Raw genomic sequence first — 23,245 nt, 5'->3', positions numbered from 1 at the left:
GAACCATTTAATATATGACTTTCATTGAATGCGCATCAAAAGCGGAAAGCAGGGGATTCCTCCCCCACCCTCCTTTTCATCCATCAGTATTAAAACTCGTAAGACAACGAGAGCCAAAAACTCCTCGGGAGAATTGTGCGTCCCGGCATCATTGTACCTTTTTCCACGGCGGCGAAGTTGCGGAACTGGTCGCCGCGCACATCACCTTCCGTCAACACTCTTGCATTGAGCAGGTTATCTACCCAGAAACGGGTATTGATCGCCTTGGTAAAATTGTAACCCGCACCACCTTTCATGAGCACATAGGCCGGCAGTTTATAGCTGTCGCTCGGAGACGTAAAACGCGATCCGATGTAGTTCCCTGCCAGGTAGATGTTGAACTTCTTGTAGTCGTAAGTGGCCGACAGTTCGGTATTGAAAACCGGGACACGCTCGGTACGCTTGCCTGTAAAGCTGTAAGTGGTATCGCCCAGGATCGCCATGATAGCCGAGTTCGTGTTGGTATTCGCCGTATAATCGGTGTATTTCGAATCCTGTAAGGTACCTGTCCAGCGGAGGCTCAGGGCCTTCGTCAGCTTGTAGGATGCCTCGAACTCGGCGCTGTAAGTACGGGTCGAGCCGAATGCAACGAGAACCTGGTTACCCGAGGAAATGGTCGGTACGGTGATGGACAACGACACATTCTTGATCGCGGAATAGCTGGCAGAAGCAAACAGTGAAAAGTCGTTTTTTGCATACTTCACCCCCACTTCACCCAGGTACACAGGACGTTTCTTGATCTTCGCGGGATCGTACGCGGTGGCGTTGTAATCCGCGATGGTAGGCGCATTGTAGGCACGGGTAGCGCGTGCGAAGAGTGCCGCCTGGTTATTGATTTTGTAGTTCAAACCCGCCGTGGCCGCCCAGTTAGTGATTGTTTCGGAATAATCGGTGTAACCGGCGATCGTCAGGCCTGCACCCTTGGTATAATCCGGCGTGCCGTCGGCTTTGAATGCGTAGAACGGACGGCGACCATCCACATTCTGATTATCGACGCGCGCACCGAGGTCGAGACGCCATTTCGGGTTCAATGTGATCTCGTCGGATGCGTAGGCAGACAATGTACGCGTGTCGCCAATGACCGTCGCCAGGTTTGTGGCCGTGATTTTCGCACCCGTCGGCGAGGTCAGCAATCTCTTAGGGTTTTCTTTGAACTCCTGCTGGTAGGAGAAGTTGTAGTTAGGCCCGTCGTTGCGGTTAAACTGGTGAATACCTACACCGAAGCCCACATTATGGTTGCTGATCGACTTTTTAAAATCCAGATAATCCACAATCTGCACATCCTTACCCTGCTGGCCGATGCCGGTCACATTCACAATCCGGTCTCCCGCTTTCAAACCGGCCTCAGAGCCATCCAGGTAATAGTAAGGTGTCGATCCGTTGTAGGTTATAATGCTGGCCGGGATACCCGCTGTCACGGTCCGGTTGGTGTGCTGATAGCGGAAATTGTTGTTCACTTCCCAACCGTTGTCAAGCAGGTAGTTGAACTGGAAACCGCCCGAGCCTTGCTTGGTGTGAATACCGTCGGCGAAATCATAGTTACGCGTCACGCCGTTGGCATCGGTATAGCTGAATTTCGTATCAATAGTCGCCAGCGACTGGGTTACCATGTCGAAATTGCCGGATTTGGTAGGTTTGCCGGTGCCGTCGTAAGGATAGAAGCTGGTCAGCATCCATTGCACCTTGTCGTTCAGATACTTTCCATAAACCCGCACGAAGCCTTTCTGGTTTTTGAAATTGAAAGTCATATTGCCTTTCAACTGACCGCCCTGGTTGGCTGTGTAGCCGGGAGGCACAATGCCTTTGTCGGTGCGGAAAAAGCCGCCGATGTTGTAGCGGATCTGGTCGCTTACTTTTCCGCCGACGTTACCATCGAGGCGGTAGAGGCCTTGTGAAAGACCGGTAGTGGCTTTGAACTTGCCGTAAGTCTTGTCCGCGCCGGTGTAGCTCAGGTTGTTGATCACCGCGCCCGGCGTGTTGGCCATTACGATCGACGCATTACCACCACGTACCGCTTCGATGTTTTTAATGGTCAAATCGGTTTTATAGTACTGATCCACAGAAGGAATGGAGTTGAAACCCGTCGGTAAAACCGGCAGGCCATCTTCCATGATCCCGAGGAAAATGTAGCCGCCCTGCTGCGGGAAACCGCGCACCCACACGTTGCCGGGCCCGTCGCCACCAGTACTTTCCACCGTCAGACCTGGGATCGCTTTCAAAAGGTCGGTACTGTTCAACGGCGCGCGGGTTTGAATGTCTTTATTATTGATTGTGGTGATTGCCACACTGCTTTCGATCTTTTTCTTCGGGTTACCGCCCGTCACGACGATTTCCTGCAATTGCAGAATGTCGTCTTTCATCTCGATATTCAGCTGTACATCCTGGCCGGCTACCTGTATTTCCTTTTTAATAGCCGTGAAACCAATGCTCGTCACGTTCAACGTATAGCTACCGTCGGGAACGTCGGTGAAGCTGTACGTTCCGTTAATGTCCGTCACGACGCCGAGGTTGTTGTAGCTCAGTATCACCGTCACGCCGCTGAGCGTCTCGCCCGAGACGTCGGTGATCTTCCCCGATACCGTGTACCCTGCGGCCCGGCTCCGGATGCTCGTCGCCGGGCTAGCCGCCGATTTATCCGACCGGCTGATGATGATCAGGTTGTCGGTCACCCGGTAATGCAGCCCGAGCGGTTTCAATGTTTCATCCAGTACTTTATATAATGGTTTTTGCGTCGCCTTCACACTCACCTTCCGATCGCTGCCGATCATTTTGGCGCTGTACACGAATTTTCCGTTCACTTGTTTTTCCAGATTTCCGAGCACATTTTCAATGCCTTGCTCCTGGATATCCACGGTCACTTTCTTGGACAAAAGCGCCTGCGCCTGGCCATCCGTCGCTTTGGCTGTACCAAGCGCCCACAATCCCACAAGTAAAAACTGGCACAGCGATATCCGCATGACTCTGAAAATAAATTGAAACTTAAAAGCTTCTTTCATACATTTGACTGTTTTATTGAGGTTAGATTTTGATAAAACAATCCCCGTTATCCTTCTTTGGACGGATAGTATTTGCGGTCGAAAACAAATATGGGGATTCATGAGGGTCGGGCATGTTGGTAGCATTGTCCGACTCTTTTTTTGTGGTTACTTTCTTCTATATACGCATCGGCATCCGGGTTTGAATGGGTTTAAAAGGGTTTTCTAACTTTTACAGCCTTTACTATAAATGACGATCTTGCCGTCGAGCACTTCATACCGCGCCTCAATCACCTCACAGAGAATACTCAGCTTGCTGAACATCGGCTGCCCGGCCAGCGACGCCGTTACGGGGCATCCCTTCATAACATCACGGTCGAAAATGATGTCGATCTGGTATGCCTCCTCGATGTCGGCAAGCACGGCCGAAGCAGGCGCATTAACAAATTCAAAAGTTTTCGGATGGTCCGAAGGCACGATTTCCGGCTTATCGCTCAGCGTTCTGCGCATTTCGCTGCTGGCATGTTCGAAGATGAGCTTCTGATTGGGCGTCAACACCATGCCGTTGGGCATTTTGGACTGCACATTCCTGCGTGCCACGAATTCTTTTTGTTTAAAAACCGACACCTTTCCTTCCCGCACCTCTACCAACGTCTTGTCCGAAGCATCCCGGGCCCGCACAAAGAAACTGGTACCAAGCACTTTCGTCACCAGGTCCGTCGTATGCACCAGGAAAGGCCTTTTAGGATCCTTAGCCACCTGGAAATACGCATCGCCCGACAGATACACCGTACGCTGGTCGGCGGGAAATGTTTCAGCGAAGCTCAATCTGGATTGCGGGTACAATACCACCTGCGTGCCGTCCGTGAGCTTGATCACCTGCTGTTTCCCGGAGGTATTCACCCGTTCGACAAGCTCCTTGCCCGATACAAGCCCGTTATAACCATTATTGGAGCGATAATACTGCCATCCTACCCACCCGAGGCCAATCGCCAACACCGCGCAAGCCGCCACTTTCATCCAAATATCTACATACCACGGCCTGCCCGAAGGCATCTTCCGCACAACACCTGACCCACTGACCACATCTGACTCCCTGACAACACCTGACTCCATACCAACTAACTCAGTGACAACACCTGACCCACTGACAATACCTGGCTCCCTTCTTCCATCCTCCCTTTCGTCCTTCCTCCCTACCTTCAATATCTGCCTCTTCTCCGCCCTCACACGTTCCAAAAGCCCCTGTATTTCGAGGTCGATCTCCGCCTCGTCGATATCGGCGCGATAATGCCGGTAGACGCTGTCGAGCAGTTTGCGGGCGCTTTGAATATCACCCGCCTGGGCGGGGTTCTCATCGAGATATTGCTGCCAGAATACTGCATCGGCGCCCCCCCGATGCCGCACCCAGCCCTGGAAACGGGCATCGAGAACGAAATCTTCAAGGGTGTATTCCTGGTACTGATCCATGTTATAATTGTTTTCTAATTATACATAGGCAGGGAGCGTGTTGGAATAATCAAAATATTTCAAAATTTTTTTTAAAAGAGCTAAATGGCGCGAAGGTCAACCTTCGCGACTTGCTATTCGCAGGCCTCTGGCCGATCAGTAATGCAAAAACGACATGGCGTTAGGGACCGGCCAGAGGCCTGCGAATTGTGCGTGCAAAGCGGGAGCTTTGCACCAGCGCAGACGAGCGACTACAAACGATCCTTCAATTCCTGAATGGTACGATATAGCAAATTGGCGACGGCCGGCCGGGAGATCCCCATCACCTGCGCAATGGCCTCGTTGTCCATACTTTCGAAAAAGCGGAGGTAGATGACCTCCTGCTGGCGGCGCGTAAGGAGGTTGATTTGCTGGTTGAGGGTTTTGAGCATCGCTTCGTTGGTTTCGATTTCGATGATATGCTCTTCGATGGAAGCGTCGCCGCTGGCTTCGGCGGAAAAATCGAGCTCTTCCCCCTCGCTGATCCATTGCTGGCGCTGGCTTTCGCGGTAAATTTTCCGGCGAAGCGATTTGAGCAGGTAGAATTTCACAAATGCCGTATCCCCGATTGTCTCGCGCTTGGCCCAGAGTTCCATGAAAAGGTCCTGGATGCAGTCTTTGACAAACTCCCGGTCAAGAGAAAACTTCGATCCGTAGCTGAAAAGGCTTTTGTAGTAATGCCGGGCAATCTGCCCGAAAGCGTCGTCATCCCCCGCACGAAACGACTTCCACAAGTCGGCGTCATCAGCATTGTTTTCGGGATGGGATTGCATTCAGGAGAGGTACGTCAGTTCTATCGGAACTGCAATCCTACGCCTTTTTATATAATTAAACAATTTTTATTTTGGGTGAAAGGGGGAAAGGGAGGCCGGCCGACCGCCGACCATAGACCGCCGACCATGGTTTATGATCTATGGTCTATCGTCTATGGTCATCGACCGTCGGCGGTCATCGGTCGGCGGTCATTTCGGATACGCCGCATGGCTCTTCACCTTCATTATCTGCCGCAAATGCCTGTCCGTGTGTCCCCATTGGTAAATGAGCACCTGGTGCATATTACGTGGCTCGGGGGTGCCGGTAAACTCGAAAATAGCCCTCATGTCGGCTTCGCTCTTGCGTATGAAGGACAGGTTTTGTTCCCTTCCGCGGAGGAAGAACGTCAGGTTATCCTTTCCCGTAATGAACCCTGTCGGCGCGGCGATTTCCGCGGCTTTGTGGGGGTTGGGTTCCATGATAAATTCCTGGTAGTAGCTGTCGGGCCGCGTGGTTTTAAGGAGTTCCGGCTGCGGCTTGTTACGGGTACCAATGCTGAGTTCCCGCGACCAGACGATCTCCCAAAGCGCGAGGTGCTCGACGATCTCGCCTATGGACCATCGATCGGGCGACTCGCGGAATGCCCATTGCTCCGGCGTGAGGTTTTCGGTCTCCTTCACCACGGCATCGCGTGTGCGGATCAAGTGGTCGATGGTAGCCTGCTTGTCAGCCGCAGTCCAGAGCTTTTCCTGACCGAAGCATTGAAAGGCTGCACAGAGCCAAACCAATGTAAAAAATGTGTTGATTTTCATAGCTTTTGTTTTGTAAACACCTGTTCCGCGACGAATGGCCCGCTACTTTTTAAGCACTGCCGCAACCACCGCCCGGAATTCGGGTGCAATGCTATTCCATTTTACCTGGTCTGGCAATTTTGATTATCCTACGGAGAAAATTAGGGGATATTTACTGGGTTTCTGTGATTTAACGGAGGAAAGGGAGAATGGAGGAAAGGGAGGATGGAGGAAAGGGATCGTACCAGCATCACATCTGACAATACCTGACTATACTTGACAAAACTCCCTTTCCTCCTTTCCTCCCTTTCCTCCTTTCTCCCTTTCCTCCCTTTAATCCCTACTCAAATACGGCGGCAGAATGGGCCGTATCGTCGGGTTGTCTAGCAGGCTGCGCAGGCGGATGGAATCCGGGTAAGGTATTTCAAATTGGGGCTGAACGAGCACAGCGGGGTTACCGGTTTTCAGGTATTTGCGCACGTTTGTTTCCTGCTTCATTGATAGGTCATAGGTTTGGTGCACAGCGAGCATGTCGCGCTTGCGGCGCGTGATGTGTCCCATGATGAATACGATAAAAAAGACGGCTCCGAGCCAGGTTATACGCTTGTTTTTAAACGTAACCTCAATGAAACGCGCTGCGAACCAGGCATTACCAATCAGTCCGGGGGTAAAAAGCTCGGAGTGGCGCGAGGATACTCCGCCCATCTCCTGCCCGCGCCCGTACGCGATGGCGAGCGTCTGCGCGAGCGACCATATGACGCACCCGGCCATGAACAGGTCTGCGCAGGAGAGCGTCCGGTTGCGCAAAAGCCAGGGTACCATCGCCAGGCCCGGTATCCACAAAACAATCGCAGCCGGCCAGCTCTTCGACACCGGCCATGCCAGTATGAACCGCAGTGCTTTCCGCATATCCGAAAGATTGCGGGCGCGGTAAATATGGTTTGCTTCGATCTGCGGCATAATGGAATACCCTATTATGGCAAGGCCCACCAGCACAACCGCCAGCCCCACGTGTTTCCCGTTGATTTCCCGCTTTTGAAAGCCTTGCAATGCATACACGCCCGCAGCGGCGAGGGGTGTAAAGATCCCGGAAGCCATGGTAAGCACGCTCAGCCACGAGAGCACAAGCACACCGGCCATCGCCAGGAGGCTGTCGGGATACAACGCGGCGAGGATGATCGCTAAAAGTGTGAAGGTGATCAGAAAATAGAACTGGCTCTGGAAACCCACCAGCACGTTTTCAAATGCGAAAGGAAGGGCAAACTGAGCAATGATGGCGATCAGCACCAGCCAACGGGCACCGTACAATGCCTTCTGACGCATTAAAAACAGCAGGAAAATGAGCGGGATACAGGCTGCCACCAGGATATTCACCCGTGCCTCGATCAGGTTGTCCCACACACCCGTAATGTTAAAAATCAACAGCGACAGCAACCGCGTCGGCAAAATACGGTGCTCATTGTGCGGGTCCCAGAGATAGTCGATATGCAGGCGTCCTTCGATCCACGGCCTCAGAAGGTGGTCGCCCTCCGCATCCCACTGGTCCCAGAAGGGCAGCGGGATGGCGTAAGTTTCGACAAGGTACAGACGCGCTGCCGCGATCAGCAGCAGGGTTGCAAGCAAGGCAAGGATATTTCTTGTAGACATAAATGTTTTAGGGACTGTCTGCGCTACCGGAAAATCCGTGCCAGCCAGCCGCTTATCTGCTGATAGTTATCTTTCGGGCAACCGATGTGCCATCGGCATTCCGGATTTGAATAATGTAAGTTCCCGGCACCAATTTGCCCACCGAAATGCCCTCACCGTCGATTTGGGCGGTTTCGTGCACAAGCTGGCCGGCAGTATTACGGATTTCAACCGCCGCAATTTGGTTGGAATCCGTTGTTTTGATAAAAATTTTCTCGGTTACCGGGTTCGGGAACGCCACGAATTCTGCCCCATTCTCACCCAACAAGTTACGGATGCTACTGTACGCAAAAGTGCCGTCCTGATCGACCATTTTTAACCGGTAATAAATGTTCCCGGCCGCCAGCCGACTGTCCCAATGTGTATAGTGGAGCACTGCATTGCTTTCCTTCGCCGCCTGTCGCGTCCCGATCGTCGTCCAATCCTTCGCGTTCAGGCTTTTTTGTATTTCAAAATGGGAAGTGTTGGTTTCCGCGGAAGTTGTCCATTGCAGGAATGCCTGGTTTTCGACTTTGGAAACGCTGAATGAGGCCAGAGTAACGGGCAGCGCCGGACCTTGTTGGAAAATGTAAACGGTTCCGGGACTAAATACATCGAGTTCTCCGGCTTCCCGCGCGAGGCCAAAGGCGCCCACAAAAAGGGTGGAGCCGCTTAATGCCACGGATCTCCCGAAGTTATCACCTCCGACGCGTAAAGAAGGCGATAACCTTTGGACGGGTATCCACTGACCGCCATTGGCAACATCCCTTTTGAAAAGGTACGCCCCTCCCGCCCCAGAGATGAAATTTTGGCCCTGACCATCTAAATCTTCAGAACTGCTACCCACCACGGCAAAGTCGCCGCTAATCTTTACCTTGTTTCCAAACCATGAATCCGCAGTCCTCGTTGTGGCAGTGAGCTTAAGTACCTGGCCCCAGACATCTGTGCCTCCCTCGTCTTTCGAAAAGATATAGGCTGCTCCGGCGTCGGCCACGTAGTTTAATTCGTCCTGGTCTTCATCTTCGAAGGGCGCGCTGACGATTACGTTATTACCTGAAATATCCACATCAGCACCGAACCAATCCTGCACTGCACGCACAGTCGGCGCGATCTTCTTTACCTGCCCCCAGTTGTCGGCTCCGCCCTGGTCTTTTCGATAAATATATGCGGCCCCTGTATAAGACAATGGTACTAATTCGGATGCATCCTGCCGCTCGCCGGGTGCCCCTACAACGAACAAATCACCTTCGATGGCTACCGAAACACCAAAGCTATCGCCCAATTCCCTGAGTGCCGGAGCAATTTTCCTGACTAAACCCCAATTATCTGCACCGCCTAAGTTCTTCTCATAAATGTACGCGGCACCTGCATTATCGACAAAATTTGCGTCGTTCACATCGAAGTCGTCATTTCGGGCTCCCACCACCACAAAATCTCCGCTGATATCGACCGCTTCTCCGAAACTGTCGCCGGGATTGATGGTGCGAGTCTGAATGCTCTTCACCAATCCCCAGGCGCCTGCACCTCCCTGGTCACGCTTAAAAATGTGCGCGAGACCCACGTATCGACCCTCGACTGCCATTGCACCTGTTTCGCCCACCACTACGTAATCGCCGCTGATTGCCGCCGAAGCACCGAACCTCGCGTAGGCATTACGCACCGGGGCTGTAAGTTTTGCAGCGGGCTTCCACTCACCAGCTTCTTTGATGAGCACATAAACACTTCCTGCCATCGGCTTATAATCGCCGCCGGCAGCGTCGTAGGCGTCGTCGGGCGCACTTACGACTGCGTAGTTACCCGAGATACCAACACTTTGACCGTAATACATGCTCGGGACCGCGGCGGAATTACCATTAGGATATTTCGCGAGCAGTTTCTGGACCTGGCTCCAATCCTGGGCATTTGACGACGTCGGCAGAGCAAAAAAAATCGCGCAGGCGAGCAAGCCCGAGCGTATTGAACGTAAAAAATCAATCATGTAACAAACCGGATAGAGTTGGATGAGTAGTATCAGTCAAAATTAGGTTGTAACTGTTACATTACAAAAAGGCTATACAACAGAAAGCGGGTTGGCTCCCAGAACCAACCCGCCGTTTTTTCCTCATAGTACTGGGCTACATTTTGTTAACCACGGTAACAATGCTGCGGCCTTTCACCAGAAACTTCCCTCCCGAGCCAATCATCTTCAAAGGCGCGAGATCGCTCTGGGCCGAAGTCTCGTAGGCCTTCGCCGCACCCGCTTGCTGCCCCGATCCGAGAGCCAGCTGAACTTCTTTTTCCTCATTATCGCTGTTGACGATCACGGTCACCAGCTCATTATTGGTATTTAAATAGGAAGAAACCAGTAGCGCGTCGGTACCCAGACTGCTGGAAGCCTCCACGCGCCTCGCACCCGGACGTACGAAACGGCTGAAATTACCCAACGCCCAAAGCATTTTGGACGACTGGTACTGGCCGTCGGTCTTGCTTTTATCAATATAAACCAATCCATCCTTGTAGTCATAAGGCGAAACGGAAATCCACCAGTGCCAGGTCGTTGCATTCGCATTAACGAGGTCGTTATGGATCACCCTGGCAATGTACAGCCCGGAAGTAATGCTCAAATCCCGGCCCTCGCCTTTGATTTCACCCTCATTATCCCCCAATATACAGTATTCCGTTTGCCAGTATTCCAGCCCTGGTACGGCCGCTACTGCGTTGGCCAGTTGCTTGCGCTTCTCGACGGCGGTTTTATAAGGAGAAGTGGTGAAATAGCTGTGCGCCGAAATCGCCGGGACTACGTTGGGAAGGTTACCAATGTAGTCGGTGCTGTTTTTGTCAAAAAAGGCCGTAATCTGGCTTGCACGCCCGGGGCGGTTATGCTCCGAATAGAGGTACTCGATTTGCCCGGCTTCCGCGACATTGATTTGGGTTGGAAGATTTTTCTTCAAAAGTGCCGCGCTCAGGGATCGCGTGATAGCCGCTACCTGGTTGTTGAAATAGGGCGTCCCCTCCTGCCCTCCATCACTCCAATCCCATTGCGGCTCGTTCGCAGGGCTCACATATTGAAACGTAATCCCCGTTTTCTTGCGGACGCCATCGATCACATCCGCCAGGTATCCCGCAAACTTATCGAACTGCTGTGAAGCGAGATTCGGCTGACCATTGGTTGCAAAGCCTTTTCCGTTGGTCGTAAACTGCACCGGCGGCGTGTTCGGAAAAAGCAGGAATTCTTTCACGCCACGTTCTTTTGCTGCGTTCAGAAACCACATTTGCCCGGCTTGCTTGTTCCAGTCGTAGCCGCCGTCAGCGGCGAAAAAGGATTCGGCGCGGCGCCATTCGTCGCGGATACCGCTGGCTTCGCCCTGCTCGGTGGTACCTCCGCCGGCATTAAACCGCCAGAGCGACAGCCCGATGCCCTTTAGATGGCCGTCCGCCAGGGTGTCGGTGCTGAAAAGCAGGTCGGCAATACCGTTTTTCTTCGCCAGCGGCCAATTGCCCGCAAACTGGCAGGCCCAGGCATCGGAGCCGCCGAAATTCCGGATCGTCTGGTACTTTTTCGACGGGTCAATGCGGATCGTCACGGCCGGGCCGCCGGCCGGGCCCACAGTTTCGACAACGGGCTCGCCGCCATTGCAGCTTACGGACGCAGCCATAAGGAGCCCAAGGAATAGCGTTCCCAGGTGTTGAGAGTTTTGCATGAAATGGTCTGTCAGGGAATGGATAGAAAAAGAACTCCCGGCGACTGAGGCACCGGGAGCGAGGATTGCATTAATAACCAGGATTTTGTTCGAGCTGGTTGTTCGATGCCTGGATCTCGGTGCGCGGGATCGGCAGCCAGTACTGTTTGTCGGCAAAGGCGCGACCTGTCAGCGCTTCCTTCCGGGTGTAGGTAAACGTGCTGCCGCTCTTGCCCACTTCCACGCCGTAAGCAGGTTTGTTTTCGACCGTGCCGGCGATTTTCCAGCGGCGTACATCGTAGAAGCGATGCTCCTCGAATGCCAACTCAATGCGACGCTCGTTACGGATACGCTCGCGCATTTGCGCCTGCGTGAGGCCCGCAGGCAATGCAGGCATGCCCACGCCCGTGCGCTGGCGGATCGCATTCACAGCCGCATACACGCTCGCATCCGGGCCTGAAGCCTCATTTTGCGCCTCCGCGTAGTTCAGCAATATTTCGGCGTAACGGAAGTAAATCCAGGTTTGTGTACCAGCCACATCCCACGGGTTATCGATCGGCAGGTTATCGTTCATGAATTTTTTCAGGTAATAGCCGGTCTTCGAAGTATTCCAGTTGGAAGGGCCGTCTTTGCTATCCTTGCCGCCCGGCGTAAACGTTTCCACGGTACTGCCGCGGTACGGTGCGCCGTTGTACAGAACGGTAGCATAAAAACGCGGGTCACGGTTTTTATACGGATTTTTCGCGTCGTAGCTGGTATTAGCGTCGGTAATGCGCGTACCATCCATCATTTCGTAGTCGTCCACGAGGTTTTGCGTCGGCACGTTGCCACCCCATGCGTTATAGCCGTTCGGGCCGTTCGAGATTTCCAGACACACGTGGCGTGCTCCTACCGCATATAAGCGCCCGAAGATGATCTCCTGGTTGTCGGTAGTCGTGAAAAGATTGCCGTAACCACCGGTGTAGAGGCTATATTTATTCAAATCCATCACCGCTTTCGCTGCCGCGGCCGCTTGTTGCCAGGTACCGGCATTGTAAAGCGGGCTGGCAGCGTACAATGCGAGGCGCGCCTTCAATGCCAATGCAGCGCCTTTCGTAGCACGGCCGAGCTTCCAGGTACTGTTGTCGTTCGACGCCGGCAGCAATGCGGCCGCTTCGTCGAGCTGTGCAATGGCATAGTCGAGGCCAGCCTTGATCTCTGCCCGCTGGAAAAGCTCGGGGCCTGTGAGGTTGTCGCTCACTTCATACACTTTATCACCCAGCAGCACCACTTTGCCGTAGTTACGGATCAGGTCATGGTAGCGGAATGCGCGGATAAACTGCAATTCACCTTTCAACCGGCTGCGGCGGCCGGCGCTCATCGGCACGCCGTCGATATTCGCCAGGGCGTAGTTAATTTCACGGATGCTGCGGTAGCTGCGGCCCCAGAATGTACCCGCAATACCGGTGTTCTCCGGCGCGATTTGCCCCCGCTGGATCAGCCAGGTGTTGTCGTCGTTGTTATAAATGGATTCATCGGTAACCGACGACCACATTGCATATTCGAAACCGCGGCCAAAGCCCGGCAATGTTCCTTCCGCTTCCTTATCGGTCAGGCGAACGCCCATGTAGCGGTTGGTAACGTATGCTTCAAAAAGCACGGAATCGGAGAGAATGGACGCATCGGATACACGGTCGGTGGGCACTACGTCCAGGAAGTTCTGGTCGCACGCAGACAGCGAAAGCATCATCGCCGCGGCCAGGGCTGGTAAGGTGAAGCTCTTTATTTTCATGTTAAGCATGATTTCCATTAAAATTTGATGTTGAGGCCCAGGTTCAGGATGCGCTGCTGCGGGTAGAACTGGCCGCTTGGATTGTTACCTTCCGGATCGTAATCCTTCACGCCGGTAATCGTAAACAGGTTGAATGCGCTCGCATATACGCGCAGCGACGAAATTTTCAGCCTCGTCAATGCGTCCTTAGGCAGCGTATAGCCCAGCTCCACGTTTTTCAGACGGACAAACGACGAGTTGTTCAACCAAAAATTATTGGCATACAAACCGCCATTGATCGACGAAGAAGCACGGGTATCCACGCGAGGGTATGAGCCGTCGGGGTTGCTCGGGCTCCAACGGTTGTCGGCCCAGCTGCTGTAAAAGTTTCCTACCTGGCCCGATTCAGGCAATACATACTGGCTCACCATGCCCTGGCCGGAAAATACCACCGCCAGGTCGAATGCATCGTAACCTGCATTGAAAGTCAGACCGTAGGTAAGCAAGGGCACATTGCCGTATTTGCTGCGCACCTGGTCGTCGGCGGTGATCTTGCCGTCCTTGTTGTAGTCTTCGAGGATCAGGTCACCCGGCTGCGCGCCCTGCACGTGCGGGTACGCGTCCAGATCCGCTTGTGAGCGGAAAATTCCGAGGGTATTGTACAGCAGGTTGGTATAAAGCGGCCCGCCTGTCTGCCGTTGGTAGTCCAGTGCGCCCGGCGCTTCGTCGATGAAAATCACCTTGCTTTTGGCATAGGTAATGTTTCCGGAAATGTTGTAGCGGAACTTGCCGTTGTGGTTGTAGCCCAATGTCGCTTCCACTCCGGTGTTGTTCACTTTTCCAAGGTTCTCGTCAGGCACCAACGGGGTATTGTCGTTGGTTTTGTATGGGTTTACGATACCCGAAGTATTTGGAATAGAAGCATTTCTCGCTGCAAGGATATCCGACCTCTTCTGGTTGAAATAGATCACCTCGATATTGAAGTTTTTCAGGAACACTGCATTCAAACCAATATCCAGCTTCTTGGAAGTTTCCCAGGTAATGTTCGGGTTGGCCAGCTTGGTAAGGTCGATACCCGGCGAAATCACATTGTTACCCAGCACATACTGGTTCACGAACGAGTAGTTGTTGTAGAACTGAAACTGGCCCACATTATCATTACCCAATGTTCCGTAAGAAGCACGGAATTTAAGGTCGTCGATGAAATTGACGCTGTTTTTGAACCAATCCTCTTCCGAAATGCGGTAACCTGCTGAAACCGACGGGAAGAAGCCATACTGCTTGCCTTTCGGGAAAACCGACGAGCCATCCACACGCGCCTGCACTTCGGCCAGGTATTTCTCATTGTAGTTGTATGCCAAACGGCCGATGTAGCTGCGGCGGGTGAAGTTGAAACTGCTTCCGGAGTTATTCTTGTCGGTAGCCGCCGCGCCGCCTTGCGAAAGTTCGGGGGTAGATGCCGTAGGGAAATTGATCCGCGTTGCCCCGAATTTGGCCTCATTACGTTTGTTCTGCTCGTAAGCGACAAATGCGTTGATATTGTGCTTACCAATCGTTTTGAGGTAGTTCAAACGGAGGTTTTGCGTGATGTTGGTGATGTTGAGCTGCGACTGGTCAATGGACGCCGCACCTGCCGAGCCACCGGTAACCACTCCTGTGTAAGCGCCGGTTGTCTTGTTGTAGTTATAAAGCGTGTAAGGAATGCTGAACGACTTCGAGAAGTTGAACGACTTGTCCACCGAATAAAAACCATCTACCGAAAGGCCATCCACAAACGGCAGATTATAGCTCGCCCGCAGGATACCGTTGAAAATCGAAGTAGGGTTGCTCACGGTACCACCCATATTGGTTCCCAGCACTACGGGGTTCTGGTTCTCAACGCCGGTCGAATAATAGCCGTTAGGATATTGCGCGATCACAGTTGGGTAAGCGCGGTAAATCGAACGGAAGGTATTTCCCGCCGAAGAAATCGGGAAAGCGCGGTTTTCCTGACGACCGGAAAGCCCGAGGCTAACTTTGAAATCCTTGGTCACGTTGGCGTCGATATTCGAGCGGAAATTGTACTGCTTGTATTTCGTCGCACCATTTTTATACAACCCATCCTGGTAAATCGTCCCCAGCGACACGTAGTACTTCACGTTGTCCGTACCGCCGTTGATAGCCAGGTTATGCTGGTTTTGCAATGCGAAGTTTTTGAGCGCCTCCTTTTGCCAGTCGGTGTTCGGGTAATTCAGTGGGTCGGAACCGTTGCGGAACTTCTCGATTTCCTCCGCCGTGTAATGCTGGTTCATCCCGCCCGACGGATTGTTATAGTAATCGATTTCGTTCATGATCGTCGCATAGGTAGGCGCATCCGCAAGCTTGGGCAGGCGTGTAGCCGACGAAAAACCCTGGTTGAAGCTGTAAGAAATGACCGGCTTACCTGTCGTACCGCGTTTGGTGGTAACGAGGATCACCCCGTTGGCCGCGCGGCTTCCATAAACCGCCGCCGAAGCGTCTTTCAGGATCGAAATACTCTCAATATCGTTCGGATCGAGGCGATCGAGCCCTCCTACCTGGCCGGGAATACCGTCCACAACAATGAGTACGTCGTTGTTACCCGTCGTCGCAAAACCGCGCACGGTGTAGCTCGAACCATCATAACCCGGCTCGCCGCCGCGGTTGTTGGCTACAAAGCCCGAAAAACGGCCTGCCAGGGAGTTCGAAAGGTTGGGTTGCGGGCTTTTCACAATGTCTGACCCTTTCACTTCCGAAACAGAGCCCGTCAATGTGGCTTTTTTCTGCGTACCGTAACCCACGACTACGATCTCGTCCAGGGTTTTATCATTGGGAGCGAGTTTCACGTCCAGTTGAGAACGGTTACCCACCACAATTTCCTGGTTCAGATAACCGATGTACGTGAACACCAGGGTTCCATTGCCATCCGGCAGGTTGAGCGAATACTTCCCGTCCACATCGGTAGTGGTACCGGTGGAAGTGCCTTTCAGGATCACACTCGCACCGGGCAGGCCTTCGCCTGTTTCGGAAGTGACCGTACCCTTCACGTTAAAAGTGCCTTGCGCAAACGCTGAAAGGGAGGTTAAGGCGAAGAGCAGCAAAAAACACGTCACCTGAAAGGCGGCGCGGATGTCTACACGTGGGGCCATTCGAAACGCTGGCCCGTCACCTCTGTAAAAAGTTTTTTTCATACAGCTGTAAAAGTTGAATAATTGATGCCGATCAGTTCACAGGGCCAGCAGGCGGCTATTCTTGATTTAGTCATAAACCGGACTGCCCGCTCGCCGCTTTTATAAATTGATCAATCAAAAGTAGGACTATTTCAACCCGGCCATAGGGGGACATTTTCGCATTAAAGAGGGGGTGAATTCACAAAAAATGCCCGATTCTGTTGGAATCAGGCATGAAAAGCTGGGGATACTCCAATAAAGAGCCGACTCACACGGACTTTTTCCGGAAAAGGTCCTTGTCGATCGTGCTCCGCTCGTGGAAGGGCTTTCTGAATTTTTTCACATAATCCGAAGGCTTCATGCCAAACAGTTTCTGGAAATGCTCGCGGAAATAGCGGATGTCGTTGATGCCGACGCTGAATGCCGTTTCGCTGATCGTAATGTCGGTCGTGATAAGCAGCTGGGCCGCCTTCCGCAGGCGGATAAATCTTACAAAACTGGTAGCCGACTGCCCTGAAATCGACTTAATGCGGTTGTAAAGCGTAGAATGGCTCATTCCGATCTCGGCAGCAAGCACCTTAACATTGAAACCGGAGTCGGTAATGTGGTTCTCAACAATGCGGATACACTCGGTCAGGAACTCCTTATACTCGACTGAAATCTTGAAATCGCTCGTCTGCAAGGTGATTTCATTGTAAAAATACCTTTGGAGATCGTTGCGGTTGCGGAGGATCGAGGCCACTCTCGCCACCAGAATGTCCTTATCAAACGGCTTGCTGATGTAGTCGTCGGCACCGCCCTCGATGCCTTTCAGGCGCACGTCCTGCGAGGTGCTGGCCGTGAGCAGTATCACCGGAATGTGGCTCAATGCCATATCGAGCTTCATTTGCCTGCACAATTCGATGCCCGAAGTGCCGCCCATCATCACATCGCTGATCACAATATCGGGCAAATGATTCCGGACGAGTTCCAGCCCCTCCTCCCCGCTTCCGGCGTCGAACATTTTGTACTTTCCCGAGAAAATGGAGCTCAGGTACTGCCTGATTTCCGGGTCGTCGTCCACTACGAGCATGGTATGGCTTTCGGTCGAAGGCTCCTTCATGTCGAGCAGTTCGCTTTGCCAGTCGGGGAACGCGGGAGCCTTCACCGGCATTACCCCTTCCGAAAGCTCTTCCAGCAATACGGAGCCGCGTGTTTCACTTCCGCGGGCATAGGATACAAGATCAGGATGCGCCTTCCAGAGCAGTACGTGAAAGGTAGTCCCATGGTCCAGTTCCGATTCATACCGCAGCCGCCCGAAATGGTTCTCCACGAATGTTTTGGCCAGGTACAATCCAATGCCAAAACCTCCCTTTGCTGCGAAACGGCGGTCGGCATATTGGTGGAAAACTTTGAAAATATCTTCCCCCGCATCCGTCGGGATCCCGGGCCCGGTGTCGCTCACAACGATTTCCACTTGTTCAGCCAGGTCGTTCACCTGCACATGGACAGTCCCGTGCTCGGGCGTGAATTTCAATGCATTGGAAATGAGGTTAAAAATGGCTATTTCGGTTTTTTCCCAGTCGCAAACCACTTCCAGCTCGGTCTCGGGCAATGCCAGTTCGTAGTGAATGTGTTTTTGCTCCGCCTGGTGCAGGAAACATTGGAAAACCTCGGTAACCAGTTGCTGAAAGTTATGCGCGGCCGGTTTGAGCTGGTCGGTCTGCTGGTCGGCCTTGCGGAAGAGCAGCAGTTGATCCACGAGGCTGAGCAGGCGTTTGGCATTGCGGTAAATGATATGCATGTTGGCGGTGGCCGCCGACGAGCCGTCGGCAGATGGCGACACCGACGGGACGTCAGCGCCAACGGCGCTTTGCATCATCTCCCGTATTGGATTGATAATCAACGTCAGCGGCGTACGGAACTCATGCGACACATTTGTAAAAAAGGACAACTTCTTCTCGTTCAGCTCCATTTGCTGGCGTGTCTCCATCTGCGCGAGCTGCACATCGTACTTCATTTTTTCCTGCCCCAGCTTGTATTGCTGGTAGTAATAAAGCACGAGTCCGATCGTCAGGATATAGAGCAAATAGGCCCACCAGCTGTAATACCACGGTGGCATAACGCGGATCGGCAGCGACGCATAGTCTTCAAACCAGATGCCGTCCTGATTGGCCACCTTCACCTTAAATTCATAATTCCCGGACGGGAGGTAACGGTAAGTCGCCGAGCGCTCATTTTCCACGTAGTTCCAGTCTTTGTCCAGCCCTTCGAGCATATACGCGTAGCGTGTGAGCTCGGGATACGCGTAGTTCAATGCGGTGTAGTCGATGGAAAAAACGGGTTGGTCGGGCTTGATTGAAAACCGCCGCTGTTTGCCGAGGTATTCGAACAGTGAAATCGCTTCATTTTCTTTGTCTTTCCCAAATATCCTGATCCCGCTGATCATGACCTTCGGCTGGTAGTGTGATGCCCTCACCTGTTTCGGATCGAAAAGGTTCCAGCCTTCGGTCCCGCCGAAACTCATGAGGCCGCTTTTCGCATTCAATAATGCAGAGCCAGGATTGAATTGACCGCCTTGCAGGCCATGACTGGTATCAAAATTCTCGATCGAACCCATTTTCAGGTCGATCCGCGACAACCCTTTATTCGTGCTTATCCATACTTTGTCCAGGCTTTCCGGCTGGATCGCATTGATAACGTTACTGGCCAAACCGCGCTTTTCATCAAAAAAACGTACATTTTTCGCCCGGGTATCGAACAATAGCAGCCCATTTCCCTCCGACCCGATCCAAAGCCGATCGAGGCCATCCATATATAATGAGAAAACAATGCGATTCGATAAATAGGGCTCCTTACCCGCCGCATTGAACCACGGAACAAACTGCATGGTGCGGGTATTAAGGTAATTGAGCCCGCCGCCGTAGGTACCTATCCAGAGGTTTCCGTATCTGTCCTCCGTAATAGCCCGGACATCGTTCGCATTGATCGAACTGTTGGAAGGAATGAAATTACGGAACCTCCCCGTCCGCTCGTCGAGCAGGCTAAGCCCGCCGCCGTTCGTCCCAACCCAGATATTCCGGCGCCGGTCCTGGTAAATCACCCGTACGTCGTTTTTACCGAGCGAATGCGGGTCCGACGGATCTGCCGCATACCGCTTAAAGCTATCCGTGGCGGGATCATACCGAACCAGTCCCTTGGAATACGTCCCAAACCACAAGCGATCCTGCCTGTCGCGGTGCGCGGCAATAACGGCCCCGTCCGGCAGTTGACCCGGCTGTGCAGAAGCGGCATAATGCTTCAATACCTCGCCGGATGCGGTCGTTTTGTAAATGCCGTCCCCATCCGTACCGAGCCAGAGGTTGCCTTCTTTGTCGGCACACATTCCATAGTAGCGCAAATAGCTTTCGGCGCGGGAATCGATGGTTTTCTGTTCGAACTTCCTGAATTTTTCGGGTATGGCGCTGATCAGATACGTGCCCTCGCCATAAGTGCCGAGCCATACGTTGCGGTCCTTGTCAATATAAAGCGATTGCACCGAGCGCTGGGTAACGCCTTTGTTATCCTTGTCGCGCACTTGCTCGAAAACAAGCGCATCGGGTGACCGCACGGCCATTTGAGACAATGCCAGGCGGTAAACCCCGCCATCCTGCACACCGATCAGCAGGTTCTGTTGCCGGTCTTCTACGAGCGAAAGGTAAATATCGCTGTGATGAAATGTGTTGATATGCAAATCATAAAACCGGTTCTCAGCTCTTTTGAAGAGGATCAGTCCCCGTGAAGATGCAATCCACACATTCCTTAGATGATCTTCGTAAATGGCGTTGATCCGCGACGCCGGCACATTACCCGTATCCACTCCGGCCTTCACGAGCCTGCCGGAAGCGCCGTACTTCCACACCTCGATCCCGCTGTCACGCGAGCCGAGCCAGATCATTCCCTGCGAATCTTCGAAAACATTCAGGATCGAATTCGTGAAAAGCCCGGGCAGCGTTTGCTGGTTATGGTGTGTAAACTGATGGGTTTTGGTGTTGAACGAAGCGAACCCGGAGCCGTTCAGGGCAAGCCAGAGTCGGTCACCTTGGCCCTGACTGATGTCGCTCACATCGTTTCCGGCGCCGCTTTTGTTTTGAAATGGCTTGTACCGGTTGAAATGCTGGCTGGCCGGCACAAACTCGGCGATTCCATCGCGCGAGGAAACCCAAATGGTCCCGTTTTTGTCCCGAACGATAGATTTGACATAGTTTCCCGGCAAGCTGTGCGGGTCGTTGCGGTCGTACTTAAAATTTTTAAATGCAGTACCGTCGAACCGGCTCACGCCGTCGCCCGTGGCAAACCACATCAGGCCGTCGTTATCCTGTGCAATGCTGTTGACGACGCCAAACGACAGGCCTTCCCGGATCGAATAGCGAAGCACCCGCCCGGCGGCGTTGTCCGCAGCATACCCTGCCAGGGCTATGCAGCATAGGCTAAGTGTTAGTAAATTTGAAAATATGCGTTTCAACACCCGCATAACCCGCTTTTCTGACATATTTCCGAACGAAGTGGTCCTTACCCGCCCGGTTTTTTACAGGCGGAACTTCAAATATAACAGAATCGGCGCCGACTATTTAAAGGATACCTTCAACTTCTGCATGGCCTGGTTCCTGAAAAATGCCACCTCTCCCTCGCCCATCCAGTTTATCTCCTGAAAAACATCCATCAGCTCCGTCACATTGCCGATATCCCGGTGGTTCAGGACGCGGATCACATCGCCCGGCTTCATACCTGCGCGGGCTAGAATGCTGTTTTCCGGTACCGATTCCACTACTACGCCCTTCTCATCCGGTAGCCCATATGCCGAGCGGTCGCCCAGGCCGCTGACATTCCGCAGCTTACCGCCCAGCCATGCTGTTTCGGACGTGACCTTGCCATCGGCCACATTTTTGATCACCGGCAACGGAACCTTGGCCGCCTGGCTTTTCAGCTCGGGCGAAACGACGCCAAACTGATCCATTGGAAAATTCACAAACCCGATTTCCAATGCCGGGCTGCCTGGTTTCACCCGGTAGTCGCCTCGAGCAGCATCTTCAAACATCGGATCGCCCGCCAGGCTATGCGCATCGGTACCATTCTGACGGGCCTTTTCCAGCGCCTGCTGGTCGGGGAAAAGGTTGTAGTCCACTTCCTTGCCCCATTCATTCACCCGGATGGGCGCGTAAGGCTTGGTTACGATGTTTTTCCGGAACACATCCCCGCTTCGCGCAAACCATACGTGCGGATGAAAGGAGTTGTTGACCATGATATTGTTCTCCACCACCCGTTGAAAACCTTCGCGCAGTTTCAAACCGCCATTCAGGCATAAATTATTGTAAATGTGATAATTGGAACTACCGTCGTCCAGGTCGATATCCCAGCCGTGATCACAGCGAAAACGGTTGTTGCGGATGATGATCGTCTTGCCGGCGTCGAGCAGGATCAGCTCGGGATGTGCGGCTGTAAGGCTGTCCATCCTTTCGCGCACAGGATGCCAGAAACGGTCACGGCCCCAGGAATTAAACGACCCGTGATCGCCGGTTTCGAGGACGGTATCAAATACATCGTTGAATTCGATCACATGCCCGCCCCACGTGCCCTCACTCACATTAATGCCCGCGCGCGGGATGTTGTAAATGGTGTTATGGCTCACGGTGATCTCCATACTCATCGAAATCTCCACTCCCGCAACCTGCTTCTCTACGCGGCCCAGGCCGTGCATAAGGTTGTCGTAAACCCTGCATTGGGTCGGGTAATTGTTGGTTTTCGGGCCGGGCGTCTTGTCCATGCGGTCGTAAGGCACCGATTGGTTGTACTCAAAACTCGGCGAACGTACCGCGGCAGGATCACCCACAAAGCAAACCGCACTCGCACCGGTTTCGTCGAAATGGCAGCCCGACACCTCGCCGCCCCGGTTGTAATTGCTGAAAAACACGCCATTACCACCTGTCGCATTGAAATGGCATTTCCGGATGGCGCAGTTTTCAGTACCTTCCAGTAACACCGCCCCGCCGCGGTAAATAGCCCAGTCGCTGCGGAGCAGCGGTTCTTTGGTTTCCATAAAAGTGCGGAGGGTATGCGTAAGTTCGAGCCCCTCGATATGGATGTTCCGCACCGGCTTTTCCGCTGAACCGCGGAACTCGAACAAATGTCTGATCTGCGGCGTAAGCACCACGGGCGCATCCGGCGCGTATGCGTAAAGCGTGCGCGAGCCGGTGTCATAATACCATTCGCCGGGTGCGTCGAGCTCTTCCAGCAGGTTTTCGATGAAACGATATTTATCATGCATGCCCATCTGGCGGTTATTCTGGTAACCTCCTTCGAGCGCCAGGGTGGTGTCGCTGCTTTTGCCTGTCACACGGTAATGGTAATCGCCCCATTCGTGCTTGTGCATCGCATGAATGAATGCGCCGTCCGGCTTCTTCCAGGATTTGATTTGGGCTGCGGACAATACGTCCGCCGAATACCCGCCAAAATGGCTCGCCGCCGGGTCAAAATTCGGATAGCGCGCCATGTGCATCTTTTTCTTACCGATAAAGAGCTGGTCGAAAATGTAGTTACCATTAATCGTCGCCTTTTTCACATTCCCTTTGTATTCCAACCATTTAACGGCAACTGCCGCCGCCCCGCTGATGGTTACCTTCTCGCCAGGATAGGACTTGAAGGTAAGCGTCTGCCCTTCGCCGCGGGAATCCTCCGGTCCGAAAACCAAAGGGCCGGAAAGCGGGTAAGTTCCCCTCCGCAGAAAGACGTTAACCGCCCCGCGCACTCCACGTGCTTTATTGCGCGCAGCTTCAAGCGTTGCCAGCGGCTTCTCCCGCGACCCGGGGTTTCGATCGTTACCATCCGGCGCCACGTAAATGTCCGCGGCGAATAATGGGGCCACGAATACCGGGTAAATAATACATAATGCGATCGCTATCAGGCTTGTAATATTTTTACTCATAACTAAAAAACACGGCAC

Annotated in this window: 11 protein-coding genes; all 11 read right to left on the bottom strand. The window is 53.1% G+C overall.

Annotated elements, in window-relative coordinates; all coding sequences use genetic code 11:
* Positions 1-89 precede the first annotated feature (89 nt).
* Positions 90-3,035 (bottom strand): TonB-dependent receptor, encoded by a 2,946-nt coding sequence (locus tag J2Y43_RS11950; RefSeq protein WP_309982718.1) that lies wholly within the window; start codon positions 3,033-3,035, stop codon positions 90-92.
* A 204-nt stretch (positions 3,036-3,239) separates the two neighbouring features.
* Positions 3,240-4,484, bottom strand: a complete 1,245-nt coding sequence (locus J2Y43_RS11945) for a FecR family protein (RefSeq protein WP_309982716.1) — start codon at positions 4,482-4,484, stop codon at positions 3,240-3,242.
* Between the two features lie 230 nt (positions 4,485-4,714).
* On the bottom strand, positions 4,715-5,275 hold the full coding sequence (locus J2Y43_RS11940; protein WP_309982713.1) for a sigma-70 family RNA polymerase sigma factor: 561 nt from the start codon (positions 5,273-5,275) through the stop codon (positions 4,715-4,717).
* 189 nt (positions 5,276-5,464) lie between these two features.
* A complete protein-coding gene (locus tag J2Y43_RS11935; protein WP_309982711.1) occupies positions 5,465-6,067 on the bottom strand; it encodes a DinB family protein in 603 nt (200 codons plus the stop codon).
* Between the two features lie 312 nt (positions 6,068-6,379).
* The gene (locus tag J2Y43_RS11930) at positions 6,380-7,693 is read right to left on the bottom strand and encodes a hypothetical protein (protein WP_309982709.1); all 1,314 of its coding nucleotides are present in this window, start codon (positions 7,691-7,693) and stop codon (positions 6,380-6,382) included.
* A gap of 52 nt (positions 7,694-7,745) precedes the next feature.
* A complete protein-coding gene (locus tag J2Y43_RS11925) occupies positions 7,746-9,689 on the bottom strand; it encodes a T9SS type A sorting domain-containing protein (protein ID WP_309982707.1) in 1,944 nt (647 codons plus the stop codon).
* 136 nt (positions 9,690-9,825) lie between these two features.
* Positions 9,826-11,391, bottom strand: coding sequence for a glycoside hydrolase family 30 protein (locus J2Y43_RS11920; RefSeq protein WP_309982705.1), 1,566 nt, complete (start codon positions 11,389-11,391; stop codon positions 9,826-9,828).
* A gap of 70 nt (positions 11,392-11,461) precedes the next feature.
* Positions 11,462-13,141: a RagB/SusD family nutrient uptake outer membrane protein gene (locus tag J2Y43_RS11915; protein WP_309982703.1), complete on the bottom strand. Its 1,680-nt coding sequence runs from the start codon at positions 13,139-13,141 to the stop codon at positions 11,462-11,464.
* Between the two features lie 17 nt (positions 13,142-13,158).
* Entirely contained in the window at positions 13,159-16,308 is a 3,150-nt protein-coding gene (locus J2Y43_RS11910) for a TonB-dependent receptor (RefSeq protein ID WP_309982701.1), read from the bottom strand.
* Positions 16,309-16,555: 247 nt separating this feature from the next.
* Positions 16,556-20,797 carry a two-component regulator propeller domain-containing protein gene (locus tag J2Y43_RS11905; RefSeq protein ID WP_309982699.1) on the bottom strand — a complete coding sequence of 1,414 codons (4,242 nt, stop codon included), beginning with the start codon at positions 20,795-20,797 and terminating at the stop codon, positions 16,556-16,558.
* Positions 20,798-20,872: 75 nt separating this feature from the next.
* Entirely contained in the window at positions 20,873-23,227 is a 2,355-nt protein-coding gene (locus J2Y43_RS11900) for a right-handed parallel beta-helix repeat-containing protein (RefSeq protein WP_309982697.1), read from the bottom strand.
* Positions 23,228-23,245: the final 18 nt, after the last annotated feature.

The sequence above is a fragment of the Dyadobacter sp. BE31 genome (genome assembly GCF_031457695.1).
Classification (GTDB): Bacteria; Bacteroidota; Bacteroidia; order Cytophagales; family Spirosomataceae; genus Dyadobacter.
This window is presented reverse-complemented; position numbering and strand designations above follow the sequence as displayed.

Bases quoted from the DNA above. Each gene is read 5' to 3' on its own strand.
- J2Y43_RS11930 (WP_309982709.1), bottom strand. From the start codon at position 7,693: ATGTCTACAAGAAATATCCTTGCCTTGCTTGCAACCCTGCTGCTGATC.
- J2Y43_RS11920 (WP_309982705.1), bottom strand. From the start codon at position 11,391: ATGCAAAACTCTCAACACCTGGGAACGCTATTCCTTGGGCTCCTTATG.
- J2Y43_RS11940 (WP_309982713.1), bottom strand. From the start codon at position 5,275: ATGCAATCCCATCCCGAAAACAATGCTGATGACGCCGACTTGTGGAAG.
- J2Y43_RS11910 (WP_309982701.1), bottom strand. From the start codon at position 16,308: ATGAAAAAAACTTTTTACAGAGGTGACGGGCCAGCGTTTCGAATGGCC.
- J2Y43_RS11925 (WP_309982707.1), bottom strand. From the start codon at position 9,689: ATGATTGATTTTTTACGTTCAATACGCTCGGGCTTGCTCGCCTGCGCG.
- J2Y43_RS11905 (WP_309982699.1), bottom strand. From the start codon at position 20,797: ATGTCAGAAAAGCGGGTTATGCGGGTGTTGAAACGCATATTTTCAAAT.
- J2Y43_RS11915 (WP_309982703.1), bottom strand. From the start codon at position 13,141: ATGAAAATAAAGAGCTTCACCTTACCAGCCCTGGCCGCGGCGATGATG.
- J2Y43_RS11935 (WP_309982711.1), bottom strand. From the start codon at position 6,067: ATGAAAATCAACACATTTTTTACATTGGTTTGGCTCTGTGCAGCCTTT.
- J2Y43_RS11945 (WP_309982716.1), bottom strand. From the start codon at position 4,484: ATGGATCAGTACCAGGAATACACCCTTGAAGATTTCGTTCTCGATGCC.
- J2Y43_RS11950 (WP_309982718.1), bottom strand. From the start codon at position 3,035: ATGAAAGAAGCTTTTAAGTTTCAATTTATTTTCAGAGTCATGCGGATA.
- J2Y43_RS11900 (WP_309982697.1), bottom strand. From the start codon at position 23,227: ATGAGTAAAAATATTACAAGCCTGATAGCGATCGCATTATGTATTATT.